22 protein-coding genes and 1 pseudogene are annotated in these 24,699 nt (G+C 67.3%); 12 read left to right on the top strand and 11 right to left on the bottom strand.

Going from position 1 to position 24,699, the window contains the following annotated elements; genetic code table 11:
* Nucleotides 1-142 precede the first annotated feature (142 nt).
* Nucleotides 143-1,519 carry an adenylosuccinate lyase gene (gene purB / locus V7787_RS08980; RefSeq protein ID WP_336087392.1) on the bottom strand — a complete coding sequence of 459 codons (1,377 nt, stop codon included), beginning with the start codon at nt 1,517-1,519 and terminating at the stop codon, nt 143-145.
* A 290-nt stretch (nt 1,520-1,809) separates the two neighbouring features.
* Here purB and V7787_RS08985 point away from each other — a divergent pair, with 290 nt between their 5' ends.
* The 3 genes from V7787_RS08985 (at nt 1,810) to yiaA (ending at nt 4,894) form a co-directional block, all read left to right on the top strand.
* A complete protein-coding gene (locus tag V7787_RS08985) occupies nt 1,810-3,282 on the top strand; it encodes a class II fumarate hydratase (protein WP_336087394.1) in 1,473 nt (490 codons plus the stop codon).
* Nucleotides 3,283-3,836: 554 nt separating this feature from the next.
* Nucleotides 3,837-4,022: a hypothetical protein gene (locus V7787_RS08990; RefSeq protein ID WP_336087396.1), complete on the top strand. Its 186-nt coding sequence runs from the start codon at nt 3,837-3,839 to the stop codon at nt 4,020-4,022.
* Nucleotides 4,023-4,480: 458 nt separating this feature from the next.
* Nucleotides 4,481-4,894, top strand: a complete 414-nt coding sequence (gene yiaA, locus V7787_RS08995) for an inner membrane protein YiaA (RefSeq protein ID WP_336087398.1) — start codon at nt 4,481-4,483, stop codon at nt 4,892-4,894.
* Nucleotides 4,895-4,985: 91 nt separating this feature from the next.
* On the opposite strand, the gene V7787_RS09000 is transcribed toward yiaA, so the two are convergent.
* From V7787_RS09000 to V7787_RS09025, 6 genes are all read right to left on the bottom strand, one after another.
* Nucleotides 4,986-5,534, bottom strand: coding sequence for a hypothetical protein (locus tag V7787_RS09000; protein ID WP_336087400.1), 549 nt, complete (start codon nt 5,532-5,534; stop codon nt 4,986-4,988).
* 82 nt (nt 5,535-5,616) lie between these two features.
* Entirely contained in the window at nt 5,617-6,384 is a 768-nt protein-coding gene (locus V7787_RS09005) for a GIN domain-containing protein (protein ID WP_336087402.1), read from the bottom strand.
* Between the two features lie 111 nt (nt 6,385-6,495).
* Nucleotides 6,496-7,521 carry a hypothetical protein gene (locus tag V7787_RS09010; RefSeq protein WP_336087404.1) on the bottom strand — a complete coding sequence of 342 codons (1,026 nt, stop codon included), beginning with the start codon at nt 7,519-7,521 and terminating at the stop codon, nt 6,496-6,498.
* The gene (locus V7787_RS09015; protein WP_336087406.1) at nt 7,518-8,402 is read right to left on the bottom strand and encodes an ABC transporter ATP-binding protein; all 885 of its coding nucleotides are present in this window, start codon (nt 8,400-8,402) and stop codon (nt 7,518-7,520) included. Before V7787_RS09015 ends, V7787_RS09010 begins: the two co-directional genes overlap by 4 nt.
* Entirely contained in the window at nt 8,399-8,797 is a 399-nt protein-coding gene (locus V7787_RS09020; protein WP_336087408.1) for a GntR family transcriptional regulator, read from the bottom strand. The genes V7787_RS09015 and V7787_RS09020 overlap by 4 nt, the downstream gene beginning before the upstream one ends.
* A 3-nt stretch (nt 8,798-8,800) precedes the next feature.
* Nucleotides 8,801-9,295 carry a hypothetical protein gene (locus V7787_RS09025; protein ID WP_336087410.1) on the bottom strand — a complete coding sequence of 165 codons (495 nt, stop codon included), beginning with the start codon at nt 9,293-9,295 and terminating at the stop codon, nt 8,801-8,803.
* 180 nt (nt 9,296-9,475) lie between these two features.
* Between V7787_RS09025 and V7787_RS09030 the strand changes: the two genes are divergently transcribed.
* The 6 genes from V7787_RS09030 (at nt 9,476) to V7787_RS09055 (ending at nt 14,876) form a co-directional block, all read left to right on the top strand.
* Complete coding sequence (locus V7787_RS09030; RefSeq protein ID WP_336087412.1) at nt 9,476-10,099, top strand: glutathione peroxidase; 624 nt, start codon at nt 9,476-9,478, stop codon at nt 10,097-10,099.
* A gap of 216 nt (nt 10,100-10,315) precedes the next feature.
* Entirely contained in the window at nt 10,316-11,260 is a 945-nt protein-coding gene (locus tag V7787_RS09035; RefSeq protein WP_336087414.1) for an FKBP-type peptidyl-prolyl cis-trans isomerase, read from the top strand.
* Nucleotides 11,261-11,399: 139 nt separating this feature from the next.
* Complete coding sequence (locus V7787_RS09040) at nt 11,400-12,248, top strand: FKBP-type peptidyl-prolyl cis-trans isomerase (RefSeq protein ID WP_336087416.1); 849 nt, start codon at nt 11,400-11,402, stop codon at nt 12,246-12,248.
* A gap of 236 nt (nt 12,249-12,484) precedes the next feature.
* On the top strand, nt 12,485-13,831 hold the full coding sequence (locus V7787_RS09045; RefSeq protein ID WP_336087418.1) for a UDP-glucose dehydrogenase family protein: 1,347 nt from the start codon (nt 12,485-12,487) through the stop codon (nt 13,829-13,831).
* Between the two features lie 57 nt (nt 13,832-13,888).
* Nucleotides 13,889-14,122 (top strand): SlyX family protein, encoded by a 234-nt coding sequence (locus V7787_RS09050; protein ID WP_336087420.1) that lies wholly within the window; start codon nt 13,889-13,891, stop codon nt 14,120-14,122.
* 10 nt (nt 14,123-14,132) lie between these two features.
* Nucleotides 14,133-14,876, top strand: a complete 744-nt coding sequence (locus V7787_RS09055; protein ID WP_336087423.1) for a DUF2058 domain-containing protein — start codon at nt 14,133-14,135, stop codon at nt 14,874-14,876.
* 49 nt (nt 14,877-14,925) lie between these two features.
* Here V7787_RS09055 and V7787_RS09060 read toward each other — a convergent pair whose 3' ends face one another.
* The gene (locus V7787_RS09060) at nt 14,926-15,792 is read right to left on the bottom strand and encodes an alpha/beta fold hydrolase (RefSeq protein ID WP_336087426.1); all 867 of its coding nucleotides are present in this window, start codon (nt 15,790-15,792) and stop codon (nt 14,926-14,928) included.
* A 264-nt stretch (nt 15,793-16,056) separates the two neighbouring features.
* Between V7787_RS09060 and V7787_RS09065 the strand changes: the two genes are divergently transcribed.
* The gene (locus tag V7787_RS09065) at nt 16,057-16,896 is read left to right on the top strand and encodes a right-handed parallel beta-helix repeat-containing protein (protein ID WP_336087428.1); all 840 of its coding nucleotides are present in this window, start codon (nt 16,057-16,059) and stop codon (nt 16,894-16,896) included.
* 105 nt (nt 16,897-17,001) lie between these two features.
* Here V7787_RS09065 and V7787_RS09070 read toward each other — a convergent pair whose 3' ends face one another.
* From V7787_RS09070 to V7787_RS09085, 3 genes and pseudogenes are all read right to left on the bottom strand, one after another.
* Nucleotides 17,002-17,724 carry a hypothetical protein gene (locus V7787_RS09070; protein WP_336087430.1) on the bottom strand — a complete coding sequence of 241 codons (723 nt, stop codon included), beginning with the start codon at nt 17,722-17,724 and terminating at the stop codon, nt 17,002-17,004.
* Between the two features lie 70 nt (nt 17,725-17,794).
* A pseudogene (gene metH / locus V7787_RS09075) lies at nt 17,795-21,823 on the bottom strand (methionine synthase).
* A 10-nt stretch (nt 21,824-21,833) separates the two neighbouring features.
* Nucleotides 21,834-22,796 carry an ArsR/SmtB family transcription factor gene (locus tag V7787_RS09085; protein WP_336087432.1) on the bottom strand — a complete coding sequence of 321 codons (963 nt, stop codon included), beginning with the start codon at nt 22,794-22,796 and terminating at the stop codon, nt 21,834-21,836.
* A 517-nt stretch (nt 22,797-23,313) separates the two neighbouring features.
* Here V7787_RS09085 and V7787_RS09090 point away from each other — a divergent pair.
* A complete protein-coding gene (locus V7787_RS09090; protein ID WP_336087434.1) occupies nt 23,314-24,474 on the top strand; it encodes an acyl-CoA dehydrogenase family protein in 1,161 nt (386 codons plus the stop codon).
* A gap of 7 nt (nt 24,475-24,481) precedes the next feature.
* On the top strand, nt 24,482-24,679 hold the full coding sequence (locus tag V7787_RS09095; RefSeq protein WP_336087436.1) for a hypothetical protein: 198 nt from the start codon (nt 24,482-24,484) through the stop codon (nt 24,677-24,679).
* Nucleotides 24,680-24,699: the final 20 nt, after the last annotated feature.

Below are 24,699 nucleotides of genomic sequence, written 5' to 3' on the forward strand. Positions count from 1 at the left end.
CGATACGGGCCTGCGCGGCGATCTGGCAGCACCTACCTGTAGGAGCTGCGCAAGCTGCGACCGCGACAACAAAACCCCGACGCAATTTACGAGTCGAGCGGATCGATGCCGATCGCATCGATCCGCGCTTGCGCCAACCCGATCAGATCTCGCGCGCCAGGCGCTCGGCCAGACCGGTGTAGCTGCCCGGCGTCATCGCCAGCAGGCGCTGCTTGGCCTCGGCCGGCAGCTCCAGCGAAGCGATGAACTCGCGCATCGAGGTTTCGTCGATGCCGTGGCCGCGGGTCAGCGCCTTGAGTTGTTCGTACGGGTTCGGCAAGCCATGGCGGCGCATCACCGTCTGCACCGCTTCGGCCAGCACTTCCCAGGACGCGTCCAGGTCGGCGGCCAGGCGCTCGGGATTGACGCTGAGCTTGTTCAAGCCGCGCAGCAACGCGTCGATGCCGATCAGCGCATGGCCGAAAGCGGTGCCGAGCGCGCGCAGCACGGTCGAGTCGGTCAGGTCGCGCTGCCAGCGGCTGATCGGCAGCTTGGCGGCGAAATGTTCGAACAGCGCGTTGGCGATGCCGAAGTTGCCTTCGGCGTTTTCGAAGTCGATCGGGTTGACCTTGTGCGGCATGGTCGAGCTGCCGACTTCGCCGGCCTTGACCGCCTGCTTGAAATACCCCAGCGAGATATAGCCCCACACGTCGCGGCACAGGTCGATGCAGATGGTGTCGATGCGGCGCTGCGCGTCGCACATTTCGGCGATGCCGTCGTGCGGTTCGATCTGGGTGGTGTAGGGCTGCCAGTCCAGGCCGAGCGAGGCGACGAAGCGCTGCGAGAACGCGGCCCAGTCGATATCCGGATACGAGGCCAGGTGGGCGTTGTAGTTGCCGACCGCGCCGTTGATCTTGCCCGGCATCTGCGCGCCGGCCAGGGTTTCGCCCTGGCGTTGCAGGCGCGCGACCACGTTGGCGATTTCCTTGCCGACCGTGGTCGGCGAGGCGGTCTGGCCGTGGGTGCGCGAGAGCATCGGCAGCGCGGCGTGTTCGTGGGCCATCGCGCGCAGCTTCTGGATCAGATCGTCCAGCCGCGGCAGCAGCACTTGCTGGCGGGCCTGATTGAGCATCAGCGCGTAGCTGAGGTTGTTGATGTCTTCGCTGGTGCAGGCGAAGTGGACGAATTCCAGGGCCGGGCCGAGTTCGGCGTCGTCTTTCAGGCGCTCCTTGATCAGGTACTCGACCGCCTTGACGTCGTGATTGGTGGTGCGCTCGATTTCCTTGACCCGGGCGGCGTCGTCCACCGACAACTCATCGGCGAGCTTGCGCAGGCGTTCGGCGGCGGCGGCGGAGAACGGCTTGAGTTCGACGATGCCCGGCTCGGCGGCCAGCGCCAGCAGCCACTCCACCTCGACCTTGACCCGGGCCTTGATCAGGCCGAATTCGGAGAAGATCGGTCGCAGCGCATCGACCTTGCCGGCGTAGCGGCCATCGAGCGGGGACAGGGCGAGCAGGGTGGTCTGGGAGTCGGCGGACATGGCACGCAAGGGCAGGAAACAGTCCGTCATTCTACCCCAGCCCCCGCTGCGTGCCGGGCCTGCGGTTATGGCCGCGCCGGGCGCCCCGGCCCGCGACCCTGCGGGATCGGGCGAAAACCCGCCCTGCACTCGACGCATTTGACGCCTGCGGCCATGATGGCGCCCGCCAGCGAAGACGGTGCCAGCACGGCGCGCATTTGCGATCCGCGGATGCCGGCCAGACTAAATGGACGCGACCGGCGGCCTCGATCCGCGCCGCGCGTCTCCCCCTCGACTCAATGGAGTTGGCAATGGCGAGCAAACGCAAGACCCCGGCCCGGACCTCCGGCCAGCCCGCAGCATCGGCGGGCAAGACCGCCGCCGCGGGTTTCCGTCTCGAACACGACAGCATGGGCGAACTCAGCGTTCCCGCCGATGCGCTGTGGGGCGCGCAGACCCAGCGCGCGGTGCAGAACTTCCCGATTTCCGGCCAGCCGATGCCGCGCGAATTCATCCGCGCCCTGGCCTTGGTCAAGGCCGCCGCGGCCGAGGTCAACGGCGGCTTCGGCCTGCTCGACGCCGCCGCGGCCAAGGCGATTCGCGCTGCCGCGGCCGAGGTGGCCGACGGCCGCCACGATGCGCATTTCCCGATCGATGTGTACCAGACCGGTTCGGGCACCTCCAGCAACATGAACGCCAACGAGGTCATCGCCACGCTGGCCTCGCGCAGCGGCAAGCACAAGATCCACCCGAACGATCACGTCAACCTGGGCCAAAGCTCCAACGACGTGATCCCGACCGCGATCCGGGTGTCGGCGCAACTGGCGGTGGTCGAATCGTTGCTGCCGGCGCTCAAGCACCTGCGCAAGACCATCGGCAAGCGCGCCGCCGAACTGGCCAAGGTCACCAAGACCGGCCGCACCCATCTGATGGACGCGATGCCGCTGACCTTCGGCCAGGAATTCGGCGCCTGGGCCGCGCAGCTGGATTCGGCCGAACAGCGCATCGGGGACAGCCTCAAGCGGCTGCGCCGCCTGCCGATCGGCGGCACCGCCATCGGCACCGGCATCAACGCCGATCCGCGCTTCGGCAAGGCCGTGGCCAAGGCCTTGTCGGCCGCCACCGGCGCGCGCTTCGAATCGGCCGCGGACAAGTTCGAGGGCCTGGCCGCGCAGGACGACGCGGTCGAGCTGTCCGGGCAGCTCAATGCCCTGGCGGTGGCGTTGATGAAAATCGCCAACGACCTGCGCTGGATGAATTCCGGCCCGCTGGCCGGCCTGGGCGAGATCGAATTGCCGGCACTGCAGCCGGGCAGCTCGATCATGCCGGGCAAGGTCAACCCGGTGATTCCCGAAGCCTTGGCGATGGTCTGCGCGCAAGTGATCGGCCACCACGCGGCGATCACCGTGGCCGGGCAGAGCGGCAATTTCCAGCTCAACGTGATGCTGCCGCTGATCGCGTTCGATCTGCTCGATTCGATCCGGCTGCTGGCCCGGGCCATGCCGTTGCTGGCCGACAGCGCCATCGCCGGGCTCAAGGTGCGCCAGGCGCATGTGCGCGAAGCGCTCGACCGCAATCCGATCCTGGTGACCGCGCTCAATCCGATCATCGGTTACGAGAAAGCCGCGGCGATCGCCAAGCAGGCCTATAAAGAAGGCCGGCCGGTGCTGGAAGTGGCGTTGGAAACCAGTGGTTTGAGCGAGAAACAACTGCGCCGCCTGCTCGACCCGGCCGCGCTTACCCGCGGCGGTATCCAGGCCGGCGGCGGCAGCGGCGGAGGTTGATCGGCGTTTTACGCACCGGCTGCGTACTAAATGCCGCCGGTGCGTAAGGTTTGTGTATACGAGGTGTGAAGTAAATGTTCCGGGAATTTGATTTGCGAACGCGGTTGGATTCTGGCGGCGGGACGATTGGATATCCTGCCGGCGCAACGAAACGATAATCGGCGGTATTGGGGCGGTAATCGCGGACGCAAACACAGCGCCGGCCGCGCGGGGAACGCGGCATGTGGAGTTTTCGCGCCGAAGCCTTCGATTGATGTTTTTTTGGGGGAGCGACCCGCGCGCGGCGCGCTGGCTCGGAACGCGACGACAGGTGGGCGAAAGCCCTGATTGGGTAAAGTCGTCGTCCGGTTCGATGACCTGGCGTGGGCGCAAAGTCGCGACGAACTGGTTACAGTCCGCGGTTCGCGATGTTTTTACCCGGTAATGCCCGCGATAACGAAAGATTCTTGCTGCACCGGTACGGCGGCCTCAGGACTTGGCGCGTCGTAACGTTTTTCGCCCCGCCGGGCCTTCGGCTCCGGCAGCCACAATCAGAAAGTTTTTGGAGCCCAGCCATGAAATCCAACCGGTACTTCGTTCTCGCCATCGCCCTCGCTGCCACGCTGTGCGCCGGTTGCGATCCGACCATCGCGCCTGTGGACCAGCTCGTCCGCGCAAAGGCCGCGAAGCAAGCGGTGGCGGCGGCCGATGCGGCGCTGCGCGCCTCGGTGCCGAAGCAGGCGATGACCGCGGGGCTGTGAACCTGTTCGCCGCGCGCCGACGCATCGTCGGTGCGCGGCCAGCGCCGGCAGGTTGCGGCGATGGCCGTGCGCGCATCGCCACACGCGGGCGCGTTCGCGCCTGCGATGCACGGGCCGCAATGGCCCGGCCGCCGATTCCGCCGAGGCGCCGGAATCGGCCAGCGTCGCGGCGATGCGCCGGGCGCGGATTGAGCGCCGCCGGTTAGGGCGCGATCCTGGCGCCGCGATTGCTTAGGCCATTTCCTTCCGGCCGATCCGATCGATTCTTGAGATCCAGCCACCCTCGGGTCGGCCGCGTGCGATTCCCGCGGCCCGGCGAGGCCTGCGCCGATGACAGCCGCCGCGCTTGCAGGCATAGTGCCGACGCGGGCTAGGAGCGCCCGCACGGCAAGCCGCCCGGCCAGGGCGGCGCAGACTCGGCGATTGCCCAGCCGCTACCAACGATCAAGGAATCGATGATGAACCCTGCCATTTCCCGTAAGCCCTCAGCGGCTTTCGTCGGCGCTTCGTGGACGGCGCTGATGTTGGGCGCGCTGGCCTATCTGATCGGCCTGTGGAACGCGCAGATGCAGCTCAACGAAAAGGGCTATTACCTGACCTTGCTGCTGTACGGCCTGTTCGCGGCCGTGTCGGTGCAAAAGTCGGTGCGCGACCGCCTGGAAGGGATCGCGGTGACCAATATCTACTACGGCCTGGCCTGGTTTTCGCTGGCCAGCGCGCTGCTGCTGTTGTTCATCGGCTTGTGGAACGCGGAGATGAATTTCAGCGAGAAAGGCTTCTACGGCATGGCCTACGCGTTGAGTCTGTTCGCCGCGATCGCGGTGCAGAAGAACACCCGCGACAGCCTCGGTAGCGAAACCGACTACGAGTAAGCCGTCGGCCGCGGGCGCTCGCTGGCGGGCGCCCGTGACGGAGCGGGCAAGCGGACTACGGGGCTGATCGTCGCGCCGCGGCCGCGGTCGGTCAGCTCTTGCAGTCGGTCGCCGCGTCCGCGTCGATGCCGGCGAACGGCTTGAATGCCGGCAGCGAAGCGCTGAGCTGTTCCTGCGCGCTGCGCAGATTCGCCACGCGTCCGCACATCTGCTTGGCCTGAGCTTCCAGCTTGGAGGCTTCGGCCTCGACTTTCTTGCCGATGTCGTCGGTGTTGCCGGTGCGCATGCCTTCCAGGGCCGCGCTGACCGCGTGGCCGGCGATCGCGCTGCCGGCCTTGCCCATTTCCGCGCCGTCGCGGCCGATGCCGGTGGCTTCCAGGTAGTAGCGCTTGCTGACCGCTTGCTGGGCCGAAGTCAGCGCGACCGGCTGGCCGTCGATCCGCAACGCGCCGTCGGCGCGGATTTCCGCCTCGCCGCCGCCGTCGCCGCGCAACACCACGCGGTCGCCGTCGATGCGCATGTGGTCGAGCACCGCCACGCGCAGGCCGCTGTCGGCGGTCTTGGCGCAGCCGGTGGTGGACGCCAGCAACAGGGTGGCCGCGACCGCGACCGGAGTCAGCGCGGAAAGCGAAAGCTTCATGATCTGGATCCTCGGCGCGACGCGCCTGTAGCGATGCAAAGAAGGTAGGTGGAACAGCGCCGCCGGGCGGCGGCGCTTGCGATCAATCGTCCTGCGGCACGTCGACCCGGCCGGCGACGCCGCGGTGATGCACCGAGCCGCTGCCGACCCGGGCCACGCGCAGGTTGCCGCGCACGTCGCTGACGTCCAGATCGCCCGAGCCGAGGCGTTCGAGTTCGACCGAACCGCCGACGCCGCGCAGTTCGACATCGCCCGAACCGACCGAGCCGATCTTGGCGTCGCGGGCGATGCCGCGCGCCTTCAGATCGCCCGAACCGAGCTTGATCAGCTGCAGCGCGCCGACCTGATCCATGTCGATGTCGCCCGAACCCACCGAGGCGGTCACCAGGCCGCGCACGCGGCCGATCTTGATGTCGCCGGAATTGACGTCGGCGCTGAGCGCGGCGACGTTCTCCACCGACGCGTCGCCGGAGCCGACTTCGAGCTGGACCAGCAGATTTTCCGGCACCGTCGCGTGCAACTGCATGTGGCGCTGGCCGTTGAAGTTGAAGCCGATCTTGTCGCGGTGTTCGGCGGTGACGAAGAGTTTGTCGCCGACCCGGCGCTGGCTCAGGGTCAGGCCGGCCAGATCGGCGGGGTTGCTGGCGCAGGCCCGGCCTTTGACCTCGCCGCGGGCGCCGGCCGCGCCCTTGATGTCCAGATCGTCGGAACCGATCTGGAACACCACGGCTTTCACCCCGGCCAGATCGAGTTGCAGATTGCGCGGCTGGGCGTTGTCGCAGCGGTCTTGGGCTTGAGCGGCCAGCGGCAGCAGCAGGGCGGCGGAGAGGAGGGCGAGGGACAGGCGCATCGGGCGCTCCGAATCGGGAAGGTGCTGGATGGATGCAGGCAGGACGCAAACGGTTGAAGCGCTGGTGCGATGAATCCTCGCGCCGGCATCGGCCGGCGCGAGGACGCGGACTCAGCCTTCGTCGCGCCAGCGGCGCAGGCGGATCGCGCCGTACACCATCGCCGCGCCGATCGCCGCGCCGATCCACAAGTCGACCGTGGTCAGAGCGTGCAGGCTGCTGGTGACGTCGATGGACTGGGTCAGCGCGCCGGGGCCGCTCATCGCCGCGTCCTTGGCGCTGGCGGCGACGTGTTCGTTGAGGAACCAGGTGCCCGGGACTACGCTGAGCAGGCCGCGCAGACCGACCGTGTACCAGATCGCGCCGTGCGGGATCTCGATGCCCGGCATGATGTCCAGAAAGCTCACGAACACGCAGGCCAGCAGCGGGATCACCACCGCCCAGACGAAGGGCACGCTGCGCGCCCAGGCCGAGCACAGCATCAGCCAGCCCACCGTCGGCAGCGCCCACAGCGCGTACACCGGGATGGCCAGGACGATCTCGGCGATCAGTTGCAGCGGATGGGCCTGGGTGAAGATCGCCGATGCGCCGTCCACGCCGTTGAGCAACGCGGCCAGCCACGCCAGCACCCACATCACCAGACCGACCGCCAAGCCGATCACCGCCGCCAGCACCGGCGCCAGCACCAGCGCCCACAGCAGCTTGGACAGCACCGCCTGGGTGTCGGAGACCGGCAGCGACTTCCAGAACAGGATGCTGCGGTCCTTGCGTTCGTCGTAGATCGAGCCCAGGGCGTAGAAGAACACCACGAACACGAACACCGTGAACACCAGGCCCAGGCCGCCGGCCAGGGCCATGTCGCCGATTCCGCCGATCTTCTCGCCGCTGCCGGACATGTCGACGTTGACGCCGTCGGTACTGTCGGCGGCGACCTTGTGGAACAACACCGAACCCGCGATCACGCCGACCACGGCGAAACAGATCGCGATCGCGCCGGCGATCAGCGGGCCCCACAGGAAGCCGCCGCGATGCTCCCAGAACTCGCGCTTGAGCAGCATCTTGAAGATCTGCTGGGGCGGGAAAGCGGCCACCGCGCGCGGAGCGGTGCGATCGGTCATTTCGTCTGCGCCGGCATTCATGCGTAGGTCCCCTTCATGGTTGCGACGAACAGATCGGCCAGTCCGGGAGTGCGGATTTCGCCGAGGTCTTCCAGTTGCGTGGCGCTGACGCCGTCGAACAACATCACGGTCTTGCCGAACGGCAGCGCGCGTTCGTCCAGCGGGCCCAGGGTGCGGGCGTGTTCGGCCTTTTCGCGGTCGACCAGCACTTCGGTGAAACGCTCGCCGAGGTTTTCCATCGGACAATCCAGCACGATCTTGCCGTCGCGGATGAACATCACATCGGTGAGGATGTGTTCGATCTCCTCGACCTGATGGGTGGTGATGACGATGGTCTTGTTCTCGTCGAAGTAGTCCTCCAGCAGGCGCTGGTAGAACTGCTTGCGGTAGAGGATGTCCAGGCCCAGGGTCGGCTCGTCCAGCACCAGCAGGCGCGCGTCGATGGCCATCACCAGGGCCAGGTGCAGTTGCACGATCATGCCCTTGGACATTTCGCGGACCCGCATTTCCGGCTTGAGCTGGGTGCCGTGCAGGAAACGCTCGCACTTGGCGCGGTCGAAGCGCGGGTGGGTGCCGGCGACGAACTCGATCGCCTCGCGCACCTTCAGCCAGCGCGGCAGCACCGCGACGTCGGCGATGAAGCACACATCGCGCATCAGCTCATCGCGCTGGCTGCGCGGATCGCGGCCGAGCACCGAGAGCTGGCCTTCGAACGCGGTCAGGCCCAGGATCGCCTTGAGCGCGGTGGTCTTGCCGGCGCCGTTGGGGCCGATCAGGCCGACGATGCGGCCGGCGGGGATGTCGAAGCTGGTGTCGTTGAGCGCGAGCTTGTTCTTGTAGGCCTTGCGCAGGCCGCGCGCGGTGACGATGTGGCCCGGATCGATGTGGACGGCGTTGGTCATGGCGCGCCTGCCTTGTCGTCGTTGCCGCTGTGGTTGCCGGCAGCGCCGCCGCCGAGCAATTCCTGGGTGTTCAGGCCCAGCCGGGCGATGCGTTCGAGCACCAGCGGCCATTCCTCGCGCAGGAAGCGGTCGCGCTCGTTGAGGAGCAGTTTCCTTGCGGCTTCTTCGGTCACGTACATGCCCAGGCCTCGGCGTTTTTCGACCAGCGCCTCGTCGGCCAATTCCTGGTAGGCGCGCGAGACGGTGATGGGGTTGAGTTGGTATTCGGCTGCGACCTGCCGCACGGAGGGCAGGGCATCGCCGGGCTTGAGCACGCCGTCGAGCATCATCGCGACGACGCGCTCCTTGAGCTGGCGATAGATCGGAGCGCCGTCGCTCCATTGGATTGCGGTCATGGCTCAGCCCCGCGACAGGAAGGAGAAATAGGGCATAACGAGATTGCTTCGGTTGCGGCGCGAGGCGTTCCCGGCCTTGCGCTTGATTTCGGTGCGCGCCGGCTCCGCGGCGGCTTGGGGTTCGATGGCGCTGGCCATCGCGCTGAGATCGGCCACGTCGCGGGCCAGCAGGCCGGCGAAATCCGCCAGTTCGCTGGCGCTGGTGGCGCGTTCGAGTTGACTGGCGCTGGATTCGATCCGGCGCGCGGCGCCGCTGAGGTCGCCGGAACGGCTGCGGGCGCGTTCCAGGTAGTCGCGGTTGAAGCTGATCCGGGCCTTGACCGCGCCGAGGTCGAGTTCGATCGGGCGGGTCGCCGGGGCGTCGCCGGCGAACTGGACCAGGCCCTGGGCCGGAGCCGCGACCGGCGCCGGCAACGGAAGCATGATGACCAGGCCAAGAACCAAGGCGCCACCGGCGGCCATCAGGCCCGATATCGAGTTGTGAAGCTTGCGGTTCATGGGGTCATCCTGCTCGTTAGTGGGCCGGTGTTGTATGCAACTATAACACCTAAACACGCCGAGTCAACCGCCGCGTACCCAACTGAAGTCATACTTGGCCCGGTTCCGCCGAATCCCCATTGCTAACGGTGTCCGGCCGCGCCGCGGCCGCCTTTCACCGCCCAACCGAGCCCGCCCCCCATGACCTCGACCCTGCTCCCGCGCCCGCGCGCCCGCCGCGCCGCCGCTTCCGTCCTGCTGTTGGCCCTGGCCGCGACCGCCGGGGTCGCGTTCGCGGCCGGTTCCGGCCTGCTCGACCGCAGCTACCGCCCGCTGGCGGGCAAGCAGCCGGTCGATCTGGCCCGCACCTACGGCGGCGATGTCGTATTGGTGGTCAACACCGCCAGCAAATGCGGCTTCACCCCGCAATTCGAGGCCCTGGAAGGGCTGCACGCCAAGTACAAGGCCAAGGGCTTCGCCGTGCTCGGCTTCCCCTCGGGCGACTTCAAGGCCCAGGAATACGAGGACGAAAAGCAGATCCAGCAGTTCTGCACGCTGACCTACGGGGTCAAGTTCCCGATGTTCGAGAAGGTGCATGTGATCGGCGATCAGGCCACGCCGCTGTACAAGGATCTGAGCAAGGCCGCCGGCGAAGCGCCGAAATGGAACTTCCACAAGTATCTGATCGGCCGCGACGGCAAGCTGATCGCCAGTTACGGCAGCAAGGTCACGCCCGACGATCCCAGCGTGGTCGCTGCGATCGAGCGCGCCCTGGCGGTGCCCTCGGCCAAACCGGCGGCCAAGTCCGGCGCGGTCGGAAAATAAGCCCGCGGCGGCCCCCGCGGCGCCCGCCGCGCGCCGATTTGCGCGCGCGGTCGGGTTTCGCCGCCGCCGGTCGCGCCGACCGACGGAACTTCGGCGCTTGTCCGCCGTCACACTGGAACATTGCCGCTTGCGCCCATGCCCGCGACAATGGTGGGCTGGCGCCGCGCCGCGGCGGACCATTGGCTATCAGGACAAGCAACCAGGAGCTGGACCCCGATGAAGGCTTTCGTGCGCGGCGCAGCCGTGTTGATCACCACTGCAGCGCTGTACGGCGGCGCCGCTTCTGCTCAGGACAAAACCGTGCTCGCCAACGAACGCGAAAAAATCAGTTACGCCATCGGCCTGGACGTGGCGTCCTCGCTCAAGCCGGTCGGCCCGGACCTGGATTCGGCCGCGTTCGAACGCGCGCTCAAGAACGTCTTCGACGACGGCAAGCCGCTGATCACCCAGGATGAGGCGCGCACCGTCGACACCGCCCTGCGCGCGCGCATCGCCTCGCGCGAAGGCAAGCCGGTTCCGGGCGCCGCCCCGGGCGCGGCGCCGCCGGCGGTGGCCAAGGACAAGGTCGGCCTGCTGATCGGCACCTACATGGTCGGACCGGCGCTGAAGCAGATCAAAAACGAGATCGAGTTGCCGGTGCTGGTGCAGGCCGTGCGCACCTCGCTCAGCGGCGGCAAGGCGCTGCTGGCCGAAGGCGACGCGCGCACGGTGCTGACCAACTTCAGCGAGAAGATGCAGACCAAGCTCAAGGCCGAAGCGGCCGCGGCGGGGGAGAAGAACCTCACCGACGGCAAGGCGTTCCTGGAGAACAACAAGAAGGTCAAGGGCGTGTTCACCACCGGCTCGGGCCTGCAGTACATGATCCTGCGCCAGGGTTCGGGCGAGCGTCCCAAGCCGACCGACAAGGTCAGCGTGAACTACAAGGGCACGCTGCTCGACGGCAAGACCTTCGACAGCTCCTACGATCGCGGCCAGCCGGCCGAATTCCCGGTCAACGGCGTGATCCAGGGCTGGCAGGAAGGCCTGGCGATGATGCCGGTGGGCAGCAAGTTCAAGTTCTGGATCCCCTCGGAACTGGCCTACGGCCCCAACGGCGCGCCGCCGAGCATCGGTCCCAACTCGACTCTGACCTTCGAAGTCGAACTGCTCGACATTCTGTGATCCGCGCGGCCCGCGTCGCCGACGCGGGCCGTCCTAGCGTGGCGTTCAGCCGGTTTGCGGCAGTTTGTCCGACCGGCCCCGGCTGATGGCCTTGCGATTCCCACCTTCCAGTTATCCAGTCTCTCAGGAGTGCAGTTTGATGAAGCCTTTCATGCGCAACACCGCCCTCGCGATCGCCGTGGCCTCGATGGCGCTGTTCGCCGCCGGTTGCAACCAGGCCGACAAGCCGGCCGCCGACAAGGCCGCCGACGCCAAGAGCGGCGACAAGGCCGACCCCAAGGCCGCCGAAGTCAAGGCGCTGGGCGGCATGAAGACCGAGAAGGAACAAGACAGCTACCTGATCGGCATGGACATGGGCCGCTCGCTGGAACTGCTCAAGGACGATCTGGATATGGCCGTGCTGCAGAAGTCGATGCAGGCCAACATGAAGGGCGACAAGCCGCTGTTGAGCGATGAGGAAGCCCAGCAGATCCGTCAGCGCCTGCAGGAGAAAGTGCGCAACAAGCAGGTCGAGAAGATGGTCGCGATGGCCAAGAAGAACCAGGAAGAGGGCGAGAAATTCCTCGCCGCCAACGGCAAGAAGCCGGGCGTGGTGACCACCGCTTCGGGCCTGCAGTACCAGATGGTGACCGAAGGCAAGGGCGCCAAGCCCAAGGCCAGCGACACCGTGCGCGTGCACTACAAGGGCGCTCTGCTCGACGGCAAGACCTTCGACAGCTCCTACGATCGCAACGAGCCGGCGACGTTCCCGCTCGGCGCGGTGGTCCCGGGCTGGCAGGAAGGCATCGCGCTGATGCCGGTCGGCAGCAAGTTCAAGCTGTGGATCCCCAGCAAGCTCGGCTACGGCGAGCAGGGCACCCCGGGCGGCCCGATCGGTCCGAACGCGACCCTGGTGTTCGACGTGGAGCTGCTCGATATCGTCAAGGCCGACGCCCCGGCCGGCGGCCCGGAATCGGCGGCGATGGGCACCGGTCCCAAGACGCATTAATGGGTTGAGGCATCGGTAAGGCGGGAGTGGCATCGCGGGACCGAAGGGCAGGGGCCGTGGCGTGCGTCGCGTTCTACACGCGGCGCAGCTACAGTGCCCCGGCCCGGATCCGGTCCGCGGGCCACTCCCGTTTTGGTTTCCGGCGCTTGGTTTTCGAACGGTTCCGCTCCAGGTAATGAGTTCCCGGTTGCATCCTCGCTAGCAAGCCCGCTTCCACCCGCACAGAGAGTCAACGAATGCGCGTCACCATCTTCGGCACCGGTTATGTGGGCCTGGTTACCGGCACTTGCCTGGCCGATGTCGGGCACGACGTGGTCTGCGTCGATATCGACCAGGCCAAGGTCGAGGGCTTGAACCAAGGCGTGATCCCGATTTACGAGCCGGGGCTGGAGGCGATGGTCAAGGCCAATCACGCCGCCGGCCGTCTGCACTTCACCACCGACGCCGCCGGCGCGATCGCCCACGGCGATCTGATCTTCATCGCGGTCGGCACGCCGCCCGACGAAGACGGCAGCGCGGACCTGCGTTACGTGCTGGCGGTGGCCTCGACCATCGGCCGGCACATCGATCGCCCGGTGGTGGTGGTCAACAAGTCCACCGTGCCGGTCGGCACCGCCGACAAGGTCCAGGCGACCATCGCGCGCGAGCTGGAAACCCGTGGCGTGCAGGTGACTTTCGACGTCGCCTCCAATCCCGAATTCCTCAAGGAAGGCGATGCGGTCAACGATTGCATGCGCCCGGACCGCATCGTCATCGGCGCGTCCAATCTGGTCGCGGTGGAAAAGCTCAAGCGCTTGTACGCGCCGTTCAACCGCAATCACGAGCGCATCGTGATCATGGATCTGCGCTCGGCCGAGCTGACCAAGTACGCAGCCAACGCCATGCTCGCGACCAAGATCAGTTTCATGAACGAGATCGCCAACATCGCCGAGAAAGTCGGCGCCGACGTCGAGATGGTCCGCCAGGGCATCGGTTCGGACCCGCGCATCGGCTGGCACTTCATCTACCCCGGCGCCGGTTACGGCGGCTCGTGCTTTCCCAAGGACGTGCAGGCGCTGGCGCGCACCGCTCAGCAGCACGGCTATCAGGCGCGCCTGCTCGATGCGGTCGAGGCGGTCAACGACAGCCAGAAGGGCCATCTGTTCGAGCTGATCCAGCGTCATTACGGCGGCGACATCAGCGGCAAGACCTTCGCCGTGTGGGGCCTGGCGTTCAAGCCCAACACCGACGACATGCGCGAGGCGTCCAGCCGCAAACTGCTGGCGCAACTGTGGGCGGCCGGCGCGCGCGTGCGCGCCTACGACCCGGAGGCCAGCGAAGAGGCCGAGCGGATCTTCGGCGAGCGCGAGGATCTGGTCCTGTGCGACTCGGCCCGCGCCGCGCTGGCCGACGCCGACGCGCTGGTGGTGGTGACCGAATGGAAGCAGTTCCGCAGCCCCGATTTCGTCCGCGTGCGCCAGGCCCTGGCCGACGGCGTGATCTTCGACGGACGCAACCTGTACCATCCCGATGAGGTCGAAGCGGCCGATCTGGCCTATTACGGCATCGGTCGCGGCCGTTCGATCCTGATCGACGGCGATTGAGCCTTCCTTTCAGTTCCGCCCGTCAGTTCATTTCACGCCGATCACGGATCCATCGTTTTGTCCGATACCGAACTCCAGCAGCGCCTGATCGATCTGGAAACGCGCGTCGCGTTCCAGGAGCATGCGCTGACCGAACTCAGCGATGCCCTGGCCGCCGCGCGCAGCGAAGAGGCGCGCAACTCGTTGCTGCTGTTTCGCGCGCTCGATGAGATCAAGCACCTGCGCGCCGCCATGGCGGCCAGCCCGCTGACCGGCGACGCCGCCAGCGAACCACCCCCGCCGCATTACTGATTACCGAGCAATGAGCGACACTCTCCGCGACCAATTGCTGGGTCTGGGCTTCAAGCCCGCGCCCAAGCCCGAACGTACCGAACGCCGCGCCGACGATCGCCGCGGCGGCAACAAACCCGGCGAAAACAAGCCCGGCGAAGGCCGTCGCGGCGACAATCGCGGCGCCGGCAAGCCGCAGCAGCGCGCCGACGGCGCGCGCCGCGAGGATGCGCGCAAGCCGGGCGAACAGCGTCCGGGCGGCCGCCCGGGGCAAAAACCCGCGGACGCCCGCCGCCCCGGCAAGCCGGGGCAGGGCCGTTCGGGCCATTCGGGCAAGCCCGGCAGCCGCGAAGACATCGATCTGGCCAAGGCCTATGCGATCCGCGCCCAGCGCGAGAAAGACGAGCGCATCGCCGCCGAACAGGCCAAGCAGGAAGAAGCGCGGCTGCGCCGCGAGGCGCGCGCCAAGCTGGCCGAACTGGTGAAGGATCAGGGCCTGAACGTGGCCGATGCCGACATCGCCCGGCATTTCCCTTACGGCGGCAAGATCAAGCGCGTCTACGTCACCGCCGAACAACTCAAGCAGCTCAACGCGGGCGAGCTCGGCGTGCTGCAGCTGGAAGGCCGCTACGTGCTGGTGACCGCGGCGATGCTGGAGCAGGCCGAAGCGGTGTTCGCGCCGGCGGTGGCGCTGAAGGTCGATCCCAACGCCACGGCCGAGGAAGATCCTTACGCCGATCCGCAGTACCGCGTGCCCGACGATCTGGTCTGGTAAACGCCGCGGCCGTCGCCGCGCTCGTGCGCGGCGGCGCTGGGCTGTCGTTTCAGGCGCCGACCGCGCGCGCCAACGTCGACGGCGCGTCGCCCTCGCGCTGCTCCGGCGCGATCGTATCGATCATCGCCGCGATCGCCTGGGCGGTGTCCAGCGGGCGTTCCATCGGGAACAAATGCCCGCCCTCGACCCAGGCCCAACGCGGGCCGACCAGCCGCCGGGTCGCCGCCGAGCCGGCGTTGCGCAGTTCGCGCGAACGGGTGCCGGCGAGAAAACCCACCGGGAACCGCAGCTTCGGCGTCAGCCCGCTCAGTGAGGTAGTCGGCAGGCTGCGGTAGATCCGATATTCGATGTCGCGGTCGAACGCCAACTCGCGCGCGCCGTCGGCGGCCGCGCGGGTGCCGTGTTCGACATAGTCGTTGAGCACCCGCGTGTCCCAGCGCGCGAAGGTCGGCTTGGCCAGAAAATGCTCGCGCACCGCGGCGCGGTCGGGCCAATGCTTGCGCCGCTGCAAGGTCGCGCGGGTCGGCATCACCAGATTGTCCAGGCCGGTGCGGCGACCGAGCGAAACCAGGTGCGCGCGCCAGCCGGCGATCAGCGGCGAGTCGAGCATCACCACGCCCGCCAGCCGCGGCGCGATCGCGCTCTCGGCCAGGCGATGGGCGGCGAGCAGGCTCAGATACCCGCCCAGCGAATGGCCGACCAGCCAGATCCGCCGCGCGTTGCCGGCCGCGGCCTGCACCCGCGCGGCCAGTTCCTCGACCAGGTGCGGCCAGTCCAGGGTCACCGGATAGCGCGGGTCGTGGCCGATCCGCTCCGGCCGTTCGATCCGGAAGCGCGCGGCCAGGGCGTCGAGCATCACCCCGTAAACCGGGGCGGGGAAGCCGTTGGCGTGGGAAAACAGCAGGAGATCGGACATGCGCGCCGGGTCTGGGGAAGGGCGGCCGGATCGGCCCGCCGCACGGGGACGGGCGAAACATACCATTGCGTACTGTTTGGCGATAGCGCGCCGCGCGCAGATCCGGCGATCCGCGCCGCCGGCGGTCGCCGGCGCGCCCCGTCGCGGCCTGGGAGACCCGCGCCGCCTAGCATTCACTGCACGCCGCCGGCAGTCGCGGCCGGCTCGGACCGCGGCCATGGACGGCGTGCAAGCCGCTCGACTTCATCAACGAAAAGGAATTTCATGCGACTGATCCCGATGGCGGGCCTGGCACTGACCGGTCTGCTGCTGAGCGCCAACGCGTTGGCCTGCGACACCATCCTCGATCCGCAGCGAGTGACGATTTTCGGCCCGGGCAAGTTCTGCCTCAGCGCTAACCGCAGCGTGCCCATCGACATCTCCGGCTCGGACGTCGAACTCGATTGCCGCGGCCGCACCCTCACCAACCGGCCGGCCAACGGCGGCCCCGCAGGCGCGGTATTCGGCATCCGGGTCAGCCCGGGCACCAAGGTCACGGTGCGCAACTGCCGTGTCGACGGTTTCCCGATCGGCATCGACATGAACACGCAGGCCGGCGGCCAACTGTTGAACAACACCGTGCTGCGCGCCCAGGACACGCCGATCGTGGTCCGCGGCGACAATCATGACCCCAGCGCCGAGCCCAACCGGGTGGTCGGCAATCGCGTGATCGGCTTCCCCAGCGACGGCATGCAGCCTTCGCCGCCGGGGCCGGCGCTGCGTCTGCTGGGGCTGCCGCGCGCGGTCATCAGCAACAACGTGGTCGCCGGTTACAACGGCAACGTCGGCCTGGAGTTGTGGGATTCGGCCGATGCGCAACTGATCGGCAATCAGTTCCTGGACTTCGATTCCAGCCACATGATCCGCTTGAATCAATCGCCGCGGGTGCGGGTGGTGCACAACACCATCATGTCGCGCCAGGGCGGGGTGATCCACGGTCTCAGCGGCGCGGTGGATGCCACCTGCGTGGAGAACGTGTTCGTCAACACGGTGCGTTCGGGCTTCTCCGACTGCGCGGTCACCCGCTACAACATCGAGCGGCCGCAGCCGCCGACCGGGCCGTAATCGCGTCCGGCGGCGCGGTTGGCCGCTGGCGCATCGGCAACGTCGCGGCGCATGCCGCGGCGTTGTCGGCGGTGTAGGGCTGGGGCTTGCCGCGCGACGGCGCGCTCAGTCGAAGGTTTCGCTCAGCAGTTGCCGCGAGCGATGGCCCAGCTCGCGCACCGTCGACACGCCCAAGTCGCGGATGATGCGCTGGGTGCGATGCGGCAGCGGCGATTCGTCGATGTCGTGCGGGGCGATGTTCTTGCCCGGAACGCCCGGCAAAAACTCGATGCCGGCGGCGTGATAGCAGTGCTGGACCAGGGCCGAGCAGTACAACGCGCCTTCCTTGGCCAGCAGGTTGCTGCGCTTGCGCAGGCGGCGGCTGTGCATTGCCATCAAGGTGCCGACCAACTCGCTGATCGAATAACTCGACAGACCGGCCAGCAGGTCCAGCCCGGCGATCTGCACCTTGCGCAGTTGCTCATCGCTCAGGCCGAAATCCAGGATCGCGATGTTCGGGAACGCTTCGGCGTCGTAGTAGCGCTCGACCCGGTTCTCCTGCACGCCCAGGCGGATCTGCTTGTAGCGCAGGTCCAGGTCGGACTCGATCACCCACCAGTGGCCGTCGATGCGCCGCTCGCTGAACATGAAGGCGTGCGACCACAGGCTGCGGTGGCCGTCCTCGGTCAGCGGCGACTGCGCCTTGCGGATCAGCTTGTTGATGAAGTCGCGTCCGCCGCACAGGCCGATGCGGCCGGGGCCGGCGTGTTTCTCGATGAAGGCGGCGTTGCCGCGCGGATCGGAAGATTCGTCGTCGGCGACGTCTTCAGGCAGGAGGATTTCGCTCATCCGTGCAGCTCTCGTATCGGTCCGGTGGAATCGGGCGGCGCCGCGCCCGGTCGGGCGCGGGCGGCGGCCGTCATTCCGGATCGTAATCCAGATTCGAGGCCAACCAGCGCTCGGCCTGGGCCAGGCTCACGCCCTTGCGGCGGGCGTAGTCCTCGACCTGTTCCTTGTTGACCCGGCCGACCACGAAGTACTGGCTGCCCGGATGGCTGAAGTAATAGCCCGAGACCGCCGCGGCCGGGTACATGGCGAAGCTTTCGGTCAGTTCCAGAGTGGTGTGGGCGGTGGCGTCGAGCATCTGGAACAGGCGCGCCTTCTCGCTGTGCTCCGGGCAGGCCGGATAGCCCGGGGCGGGGCGGATGCCGCGGTAGCCTTCGTCGATCAGCGCTTCGTTGTCGAGGGTTTCGTCGCTGACGTAACCCCAGAATTCCTTGCGCACGCGCTGGTGCAGCCGCTCGGCCAGCGCCTCGGCGAAACGGTCGGCCAGGGCCTTGACCATGATCGCGTTGTAGTCGTCGTGATCGGCCTCGAAGCGCGCCACATGCGGCTCGATGCCGATGCCGGCGGTGACGGCGAAGGCGCCGATCCAGTCCTGGCGGCCGCTGTCCTTGGGGGCGATGAAGTCGGCCAGGCAGAAATCGGGGCGGTCGACGGGTTTGTCGGCTTGTTGGCGCAGGAAGTGGAGGCGAGTGGTTGCGCCCAGTTCCTGGCTGCCTTGGCTCCTTCCGCTTGCGGGAGAAGGTTGGGATGGGGGCGTGCCATTGGTTGCGTCGTGCGAGCCCTCGCCCGCGAGCGGTAGCTCAGCGTTGGCGACGGATAGGTCCACGTCGACATCGTCGCCGACGGAGTTCGCCGGCCAGATGCCGAACACGGCCTTGGCCTTGATCCACTTCTCCGCAACCAGTTGCTTGAGCATCTTGCGCGCGTCGCGGTACAGCTCGCTGGCCTGGGTGCCGACGATCTCGTCGGTCAGGATGGCGGGGTAACGCCCGGCCAGTTCCCAGGTGTTGAAGAACGGCGTCCAGTCGATGTACTCGACCAGTTCCTCCAGCGGATAGTCGTCGAACACGTGCACGCCCAAGCGCTTGGGCGCGGGCGGGACGTACTCGTTCCAGCCGCCGTCGAAACGCTGGCCGCGCGCCTTCTCCAGCGACACCAGCCGCTTGCCGTCGCCGCGGTTCTTGTGGCGCTCGCGGATTTCCGCGTAGTCCGAGGCGTTGGCGGCGACGAAGGGTTCGCGCAGTTCGATCGAGATCAGCGACTGGGCCACGCCGACCGCGCGCGACGCGTCCTTGACCCAGATCGTCGGCGACTTGTAATGCGGGTCGATCTTCAGCGCGGTGTGCGCGCGCGAGGTGGTCGCGCCGCCGATCAGCAACGGCATGGTGAAGCCCTGGCGCTGCATTTCGCGGGCGACGTGGCTCATCTCTTCCAGCGAAGGCGTGATCAGGCCCGACAGGCCGATCAGGTCGGCGTTCTCGGCCTTGGCCCGATCCAGGATGGTCTGCGCCGGCACCATCACGCCCAGGTCGACCACCTCGAAGTTGTTGCAGGCCAGCACCACGCCGACGATGTTCTTGCCGATGTCGTGCACGTCGCCCTTGACCGTGGCCATGACGATCTTGCCGTTGGACTTGCCGACATCGCCGGTGCGCAGCTTCTCGGCCTCGATATACGGCAGCAGGTAGGCGACCGCTTTCTTCATCACCCGCGCGGACTTGACCACCTGCGGCAGGAACATCTTGCCCGCGCCGAACAAGTCGCCGACCACGTTCATGCCCGACATCAGCGGGCCTTCGATCACGTCCAGCGGGCGCGCGGATTCGATCCGCGCCGCCTCGGTGTCTTCTTCGATCCATTGGTCGATGCCGTGGACCAGCGCGTGGCTCAGGCGATCGCGCACCGGCTTGTCGCGCCAGCGCAGGTCTTCGACCTTTTTCTCGCCCTTCTTGCCCTTGAAGCGGTCGGCGATCTCCAGCAGCCGCTCGGTGCCGTCGGCGCGGCGATTGAGCACCACGTCCTCGACCCGCTCGCGCAGCTCCGCGTCCAGATCGTCGTACAGCGGCAGGCCGCCGGCGTTGACGATGCCCATGTCCATGCCGGCCTTGATCGCGTGGTACAGAAACACCACGTGGATCGCCTGACGCACCACTTCGTTGCCGCGGAAGGAGAACGAAACGTTGGAGACGCCGCCGGAGATATGGCTGAAGGGAAAGCGCCGCTTTAGCTCGCGGGTGGCCTCGATGAAGTCGACCGCGTAGTTGTTGTGTTCTTCGATGCCGGTGGCGATGGCGAACACGTTCGGGTCGAAGATGATGTCTTCGGGCGGAAAACCGATCTGTTCGGTCAGCAGCTTGTAGGCGCGCGAGCAGATCTCGACCTTGCGGTCGATGCTGTCGGCCTGGCCGACCTCATCGAAGGCCATCACCACCACCGCCGCGCCGTAACGCCGCACCAGCCGCGCCTGACGCAGGAATTCGGCTTCGCCTTCCTTCATCGAGATCGAGTTGACGATGCCTTTGCCCTGAAGGCACTTCAACCCGGCTTCGATCACCGTCCACTTGGAGCTGTCGACCATCACCGGAATGCGGGCGATGTCGGGCTCGGCGGCGATCAGGTTGAGGTAGGCGACCATCGCCGCTTCCGAATCGAGCAGGCCCTCGTCCATATTGACGTCGAGCACCTGCGCGCCGTTCTCGACCTGCTGGCGCGCGACCACGATGGCCTCATCGAAGCGGCCTTCCAGGATCAGCTTCTTGAACTGCGCGCTGCCGGTGACGTTGGTGCGTTCGCCGACGTTGACGAAGTTGCTTTCCGGGGTGATCTGCAACGGCTCCAGGCCGCTGAGGCGGGTTTGGCGGGGAAGGGCTGAGGTCATTGCTTGGCGTTCTTCGTGGTTCTTCGCTGTTTTTGCTCGTCATTCCCGCGCAGGCGGGAATGACGGTAGGCAAGGTGCGCGGCGGATCGGATTAACTCACGCCGCCACATCGACCAACTGCAACGGCTTGCGCGGCTCCACCCCCTCGACCACCGCCGCGATCGCCGCGATATGCGCCGGCGTCGTCCCGCAGCAACCGCCGACCAGGTTCAACAACCCGGCGCGGGCGAATTCGCCCAGCACCGCGGCCATGTCCTCCGGGGTTTCGTCGTAACCGCCGAACGCGTTGGGCAGACCGGCATTGGGGTGGGTGCTGATGTTGGCGTCGGCGATCTGCGCCAGCACGTCGATGTGCACGCGCAGGTCCTTGGCGCCGAGCGCGCAGTTCAGGCCGATCGCGACCGGCTGGGTGTGGCGCACCGAATACCAGAACGCTTCCGCGGTCTGGCCCGACAAGGTGCGGCCCGACGCGTCGGTGATGGTGCCGGAGATCATCACCGGCAAGCGCGCGCCGCGCGCGTCGAAGGCTTCCTCGATCGCGAACAACGCGGCCTTGGCGTTGAGCGTGTCGAAGATGGTCTCGACCATGATTACGTCGGCGCCGCCGTCGATCAGACCGTCGGTGGCTTCGCGATAGGCGATGCGCAATTCGTCGAAGGTGATCGCGCGATAGCCGGGACGGTTGACGTCCGGGCTCAGCGAAGCGGTGCGGCTGGTCGGGCCGAGCACGCCGATCACGTAGCGCGGCTTGGCGATGCCGGCGGCGGCGTCGCGCGCCTCGGCCTCGTCGCAGGCCTTGCGGGCCAGGCGCGCGCCTTGCTCGTTGAGCTCGCGCGCCAGATGTTCCAGCCCGTAGTCGGCCAGCGAGATGGTGGTCGAGTTGAAGGTATTGGTTTCGATCAGATCCGCGCCGGCGGCGAGGTACTCGGCGTGGATGCCGCCGATGATGTCGGGCCGGGTCAGGGTCAGCAGGTCGTTGTTGCCGCGCTGGTCGTGCGCGCAGCCGCAGCCCTCGCCGTGGGCGTGCTCGCCGCCGTGCTCGTCGCGCGGCGCGTACAGGCGGTCGTAGCCTTCGGCGAAGCGCTCGCCGCGGTAGTCGGCTTCTTCCAGCGAATACTGCTGGATCATCGTGCCCATCGCGCCGTCCATGATCAGGATGCGCCGCGCCAGCCCGTCCAGCAGGGCCTGGGCGCGTTCGGGATTGATCCACGGTAACGGTTTCATCGGCGGCTCCTTACTTCTTGGCCGGCTTGCGCGCAGGTTCGCCGCCAGGCTTGCGCGCCATCAGCGCGATCACTTCGAAATGCGGCGGCCGGCGTTCGCGGGTGACGGTCTGGCAGCTGACGATGTCGAAGCCGGCCTTGGTCGCGAACTTCTGCAGGTCTTTCTCGGCGAAGCCCAGATTGACGTGGCCGAAGGCTTCGACCGCGCCGCGGTGTTCGTGCTTGGCCAGGCTGGTCAGCAACACCCGCCCGCCCGGACGCAGCACCCGCGCGGCCTCGGCCACGGCCTGGCCCGGGTGCTCGGCGTAGGTGAGCGCGTGCATCAGCACCACCAGATCGAAGGTCTCGCTGTCGAACGGCAGCGCGTGCATGTCGCCCTCGCGCACTTCCACGTTCTTGAGCTTGCGCAGACGCTCGGAGGCGGCGGCGACGACCTTGGTGCTGGCGTCCAGGCAGATATAGCGGTGCGAATGCGGGGCCAGCAGCTCGGCCAGCACGCCGTCGCCGGAGGCGATGTCGAGCACGTCGCCGGGTTGCAGCAAGGGCAGGGCCGAGCGCGCCAGCGCTTCCCAGGTGCGGCCGGGCGAGTAGTGGCGCTCCATGTCGCCGGCCACCGAATCGGCCCAGTTCTGGTCGGAGGCGCGCATCGCCAGCACCGCCGGCACCCGTTCGGCGTCCTGGCGCAGCAGCGGATCGTCGCTGCCGGTGCTCAGGGTCTGCCACAGCGCATGCTGGGCCTGGTCCAGCGCGCCCTCATCGAAACGGTAATAGGCCGACACCCCGGCGCGGCGGTCGCGCACCAGCCCGGCTTCCTTGAGCTTGGACAGGTGGGTGGAGACGCGCGGCTGGGCCAGGCGGGTGATCGCCGACAGCTCGGCCACGGTCAGCTCCTCGCGTTCGAGCAGGGTCAGCAGACGCACACGGGTGGCGTCGGCGAATACTTTCAAGCGGGACGACCAGCCTTCTAGATCCATGAGAGTTACGTAACCGTTTGAAAGAGACGAAAGCAGGAGAGGGGACTAGGAATTCAAAACCACGACGAATCGCCATCGAAGCGGCGAACACGAGCCGCCGAATCAACATCGCAGCGGGGCCAACAGCTCGAACCGCGACCCAATGGCTGACACCCAGCCCCGACCGCCACCCAGCCCGCCGACACTGCCTTCCATCAACGTATCGCGATATAGCGATAAGTGTGGTGTCCCAAGCCCCCAAGGTCAAGTCGTGATGCGCCGCAGCAAATATCGCCGCGATCCGGACACCGTCTGAAACCCGACTGAAAGCGCCCCGCCCGAACGCCAGATCCGGGCAGCCCGATGGGTGGGGTTATTCGGCGCGCACGGCTACAATTCGCATTCGCGACTCGCCGAATGGGTCGCGGGCCCTGACGCGGGCCGGAAGTACCGCTCTGGCGCCCCCGCGGCGACGGCGCGGCCCGGGCCGCCGAAGACGCAATCACCACCAGCAATCACCACACGAAGAGGTGCCGACGTGGATTTTGGCTTTACCGAAGAGCAGTTGATGATCCAGGACGTGGCGCGCCGTATCGCCCAGGAGAAGATTGCTCCCAGCGCCGAGCACCACGATCAGACCGGCGAGTTCCCGCTGGAGAACATCCGCACCCTCGGCGAGAACGGCCTGATGGGCATCGAAGTGCCGGCCGAGTACGGCGGCGCCGGGATGGACCCGATTTCCTACGTGCTGGCGATGGTCGAGATCGCCGCCGGCGACGCCGCCCACTCGACCATCGTGTCGGTGAACAATTCGCTGTTCTGCAACGGCATTCTCAAGTTCGGCACCGAAGCGCAGAAGCAGCTGTACGTGCGCGCGATCGCCGAAGGCCGCGAAATCGGCGCGTTCGCGCTGACCGAGCCGCAGTCCGGTTCCGACGCCACCGCGATGCGCTGCAAGGCGGTCAAGCAGGCCGACGGCAGCTTCGTCATCAACGGCAAGAAGAGCTGGATCACCTCCGGCCCGGTGGCCAAGTACATCGTGCTGTTCGCGATGACCGACCCGGACAAGGGCGCGCGCGGCATCACCGCGTTCATGATCGACACCGCCAAGCCCGGTTTCCACCGCGGCAAGACCGAGCCCAAGCTCGGCATCCGCGCCTCGGCCACCTGCGAAATCGAGTTCGAGAACTACGTGGCCGCCGCCGAAGACGTGCTCGGCGATGAGGGCCACGGCTTCAAGATCGCCATGGGCGTGCTCGACGCCGGCCGCATCGGCATCGCCAGCCAGGCCATCGGCATCGCCCGCGCCGCGTACGAGAAGACCCTGGAATACGTGCGCGAACGCAAGGCTTTCGGCCAGCCGATCGGCGCGTTCCAGATGACCCAGGCCAAGATCGCCGACATGAAGTGCAAGCTCGACGCGGCCCTGCTGCTGACCTTGCGCGCGGCCTGGCAGAAGGGCCAGACCGAGAAGCACGGCGGGCGTTTCAGCAACGAGGCGGCGATCGCCAAGCTCACCGCTTCCGAAGCGGCGATGTGGATCGCCCACCAGGCCGTGCAGATTCACGGCGGCATGGGCTACTCCAAGGAAATGCCGCTGGAGCGCTACTTCCGCGACGCCAAGATCACCGAAATCTACGAAGGCACCAGCGAGATCCAGCGTCTGGTCATCGCCCGCAACGAAACCGGTTTGCGCTAAGCCCGCGATGAAACGCTTCGGTTCTTCCAGGCCCACCGCCTGTCCTGAGGACGGCGGCCAGGGTGCGCGCGGTTCGAAGCTTGCTGTCGTACACGGCCCGCGCCAGAGCGCGCGCGGCCGCGTCGGCGCATCGCTCGATTACGGCGCCGCCCTGATTGCCGCCAGCGGTAAACGTATCGTTCAAGGCTCCGCTCCCAAGCTGTAACCCTTTCTGGCCCACGCAAA

The organism is Pseudomonas sp. CGJS7 (assembly GCF_036961695.1).

Coding starts and splice junctions, on each gene's coding strand:
- V7787_RS09070 (WP_336087430.1), bottom strand. CDS start 17,724: ATGAGCGAAATCCTCCTGCCTGAAGACGTCGCCGACGACGAATCTTCC.
- V7787_RS09055 (WP_336087423.1), top strand. CDS start 14,133: ATGAGCGACACTCTCCGCGACCAATTGCTGGGTCTGGGCTTCAAGCCC.
- V7787_RS09010 (WP_336087404.1), bottom strand. CDS start 7,521: ATGAATGCCGGCGCAGACGAAATGACCGATCGCACCGCTCCGCGCGCG.
- V7787_RS09035 (WP_336087414.1), top strand. CDS start 10,316: ATGAAGGCTTTCGTGCGCGGCGCAGCCGTGTTGATCACCACTGCAGCG.
- V7787_RS09085 (WP_336087432.1), bottom strand. CDS start 22,796: ATGGATCTAGAAGGCTGGTCGTCCCGCTTGAAAGTATTCGCCGACGCC.
- purB (WP_336087392.1), bottom strand. CDS start 1,519: ATGTCCGCCGACTCCCAGACCACCCTGCTCGCCCTGTCCCCGCTCGAT.
- V7787_RS09095 (WP_336087436.1), top strand. CDS start 24,482: ATGAAACGCTTCGGTTCTTCCAGGCCCACCGCCTGTCCTGAGGACGGC.
- V7787_RS09040 (WP_336087416.1), top strand. CDS start 11,400: ATGAAGCCTTTCATGCGCAACACCGCCCTCGCGATCGCCGTGGCCTCG.
- V7787_RS08990 (WP_336087396.1), top strand. CDS start 3,837: ATGAAATCCAACCGGTACTTCGTTCTCGCCATCGCCCTCGCTGCCACG.
- V7787_RS09000 (WP_336087400.1), bottom strand. CDS start 5,534: ATGAAGCTTTCGCTTTCCGCGCTGACTCCGGTCGCGGTCGCGGCCACC.
- V7787_RS09045 (WP_336087418.1), top strand. CDS start 12,485: ATGCGCGTCACCATCTTCGGCACCGGTTATGTGGGCCTGGTTACCGGC.
- V7787_RS09060 (WP_336087426.1), bottom strand. CDS start 15,792: ATGTCCGATCTCCTGCTGTTTTCCCACGCCAACGGCTTCCCCGCCCCG.
- V7787_RS08985 (WP_336087394.1), top strand. CDS start 1,810: ATGGCGAGCAAACGCAAGACCCCGGCCCGGACCTCCGGCCAGCCCGCA.
- V7787_RS09025 (WP_336087410.1), bottom strand. CDS start 9,295: ATGAACCGCAAGCTTCACAACTCGATATCGGGCCTGATGGCCGCCGGT.
- yiaA (WP_336087398.1), top strand. CDS start 4,481: ATGAACCCTGCCATTTCCCGTAAGCCCTCAGCGGCTTTCGTCGGCGCT.
- V7787_RS09065 (WP_336087428.1), top strand. CDS start 16,057: ATGCGACTGATCCCGATGGCGGGCCTGGCACTGACCGGTCTGCTGCTG.
- V7787_RS09020 (WP_336087408.1), bottom strand. CDS start 8,797: ATGACCGCAATCCAATGGAGCGACGGCGCTCCGATCTATCGCCAGCTC.
- V7787_RS09005 (WP_336087402.1), bottom strand. CDS start 6,384: ATGCGCCTGTCCCTCGCCCTCCTCTCCGCCGCCCTGCTGCTGCCGCTG.
- V7787_RS09030 (WP_336087412.1), top strand. CDS start 9,476: ATGACCTCGACCCTGCTCCCGCGCCCGCGCGCCCGCCGCGCCGCCGCT.
- V7787_RS09015 (WP_336087406.1), bottom strand. CDS start 8,402: ATGACCAACGCCGTCCACATCGATCCGGGCCACATCGTCACCGCGCGC.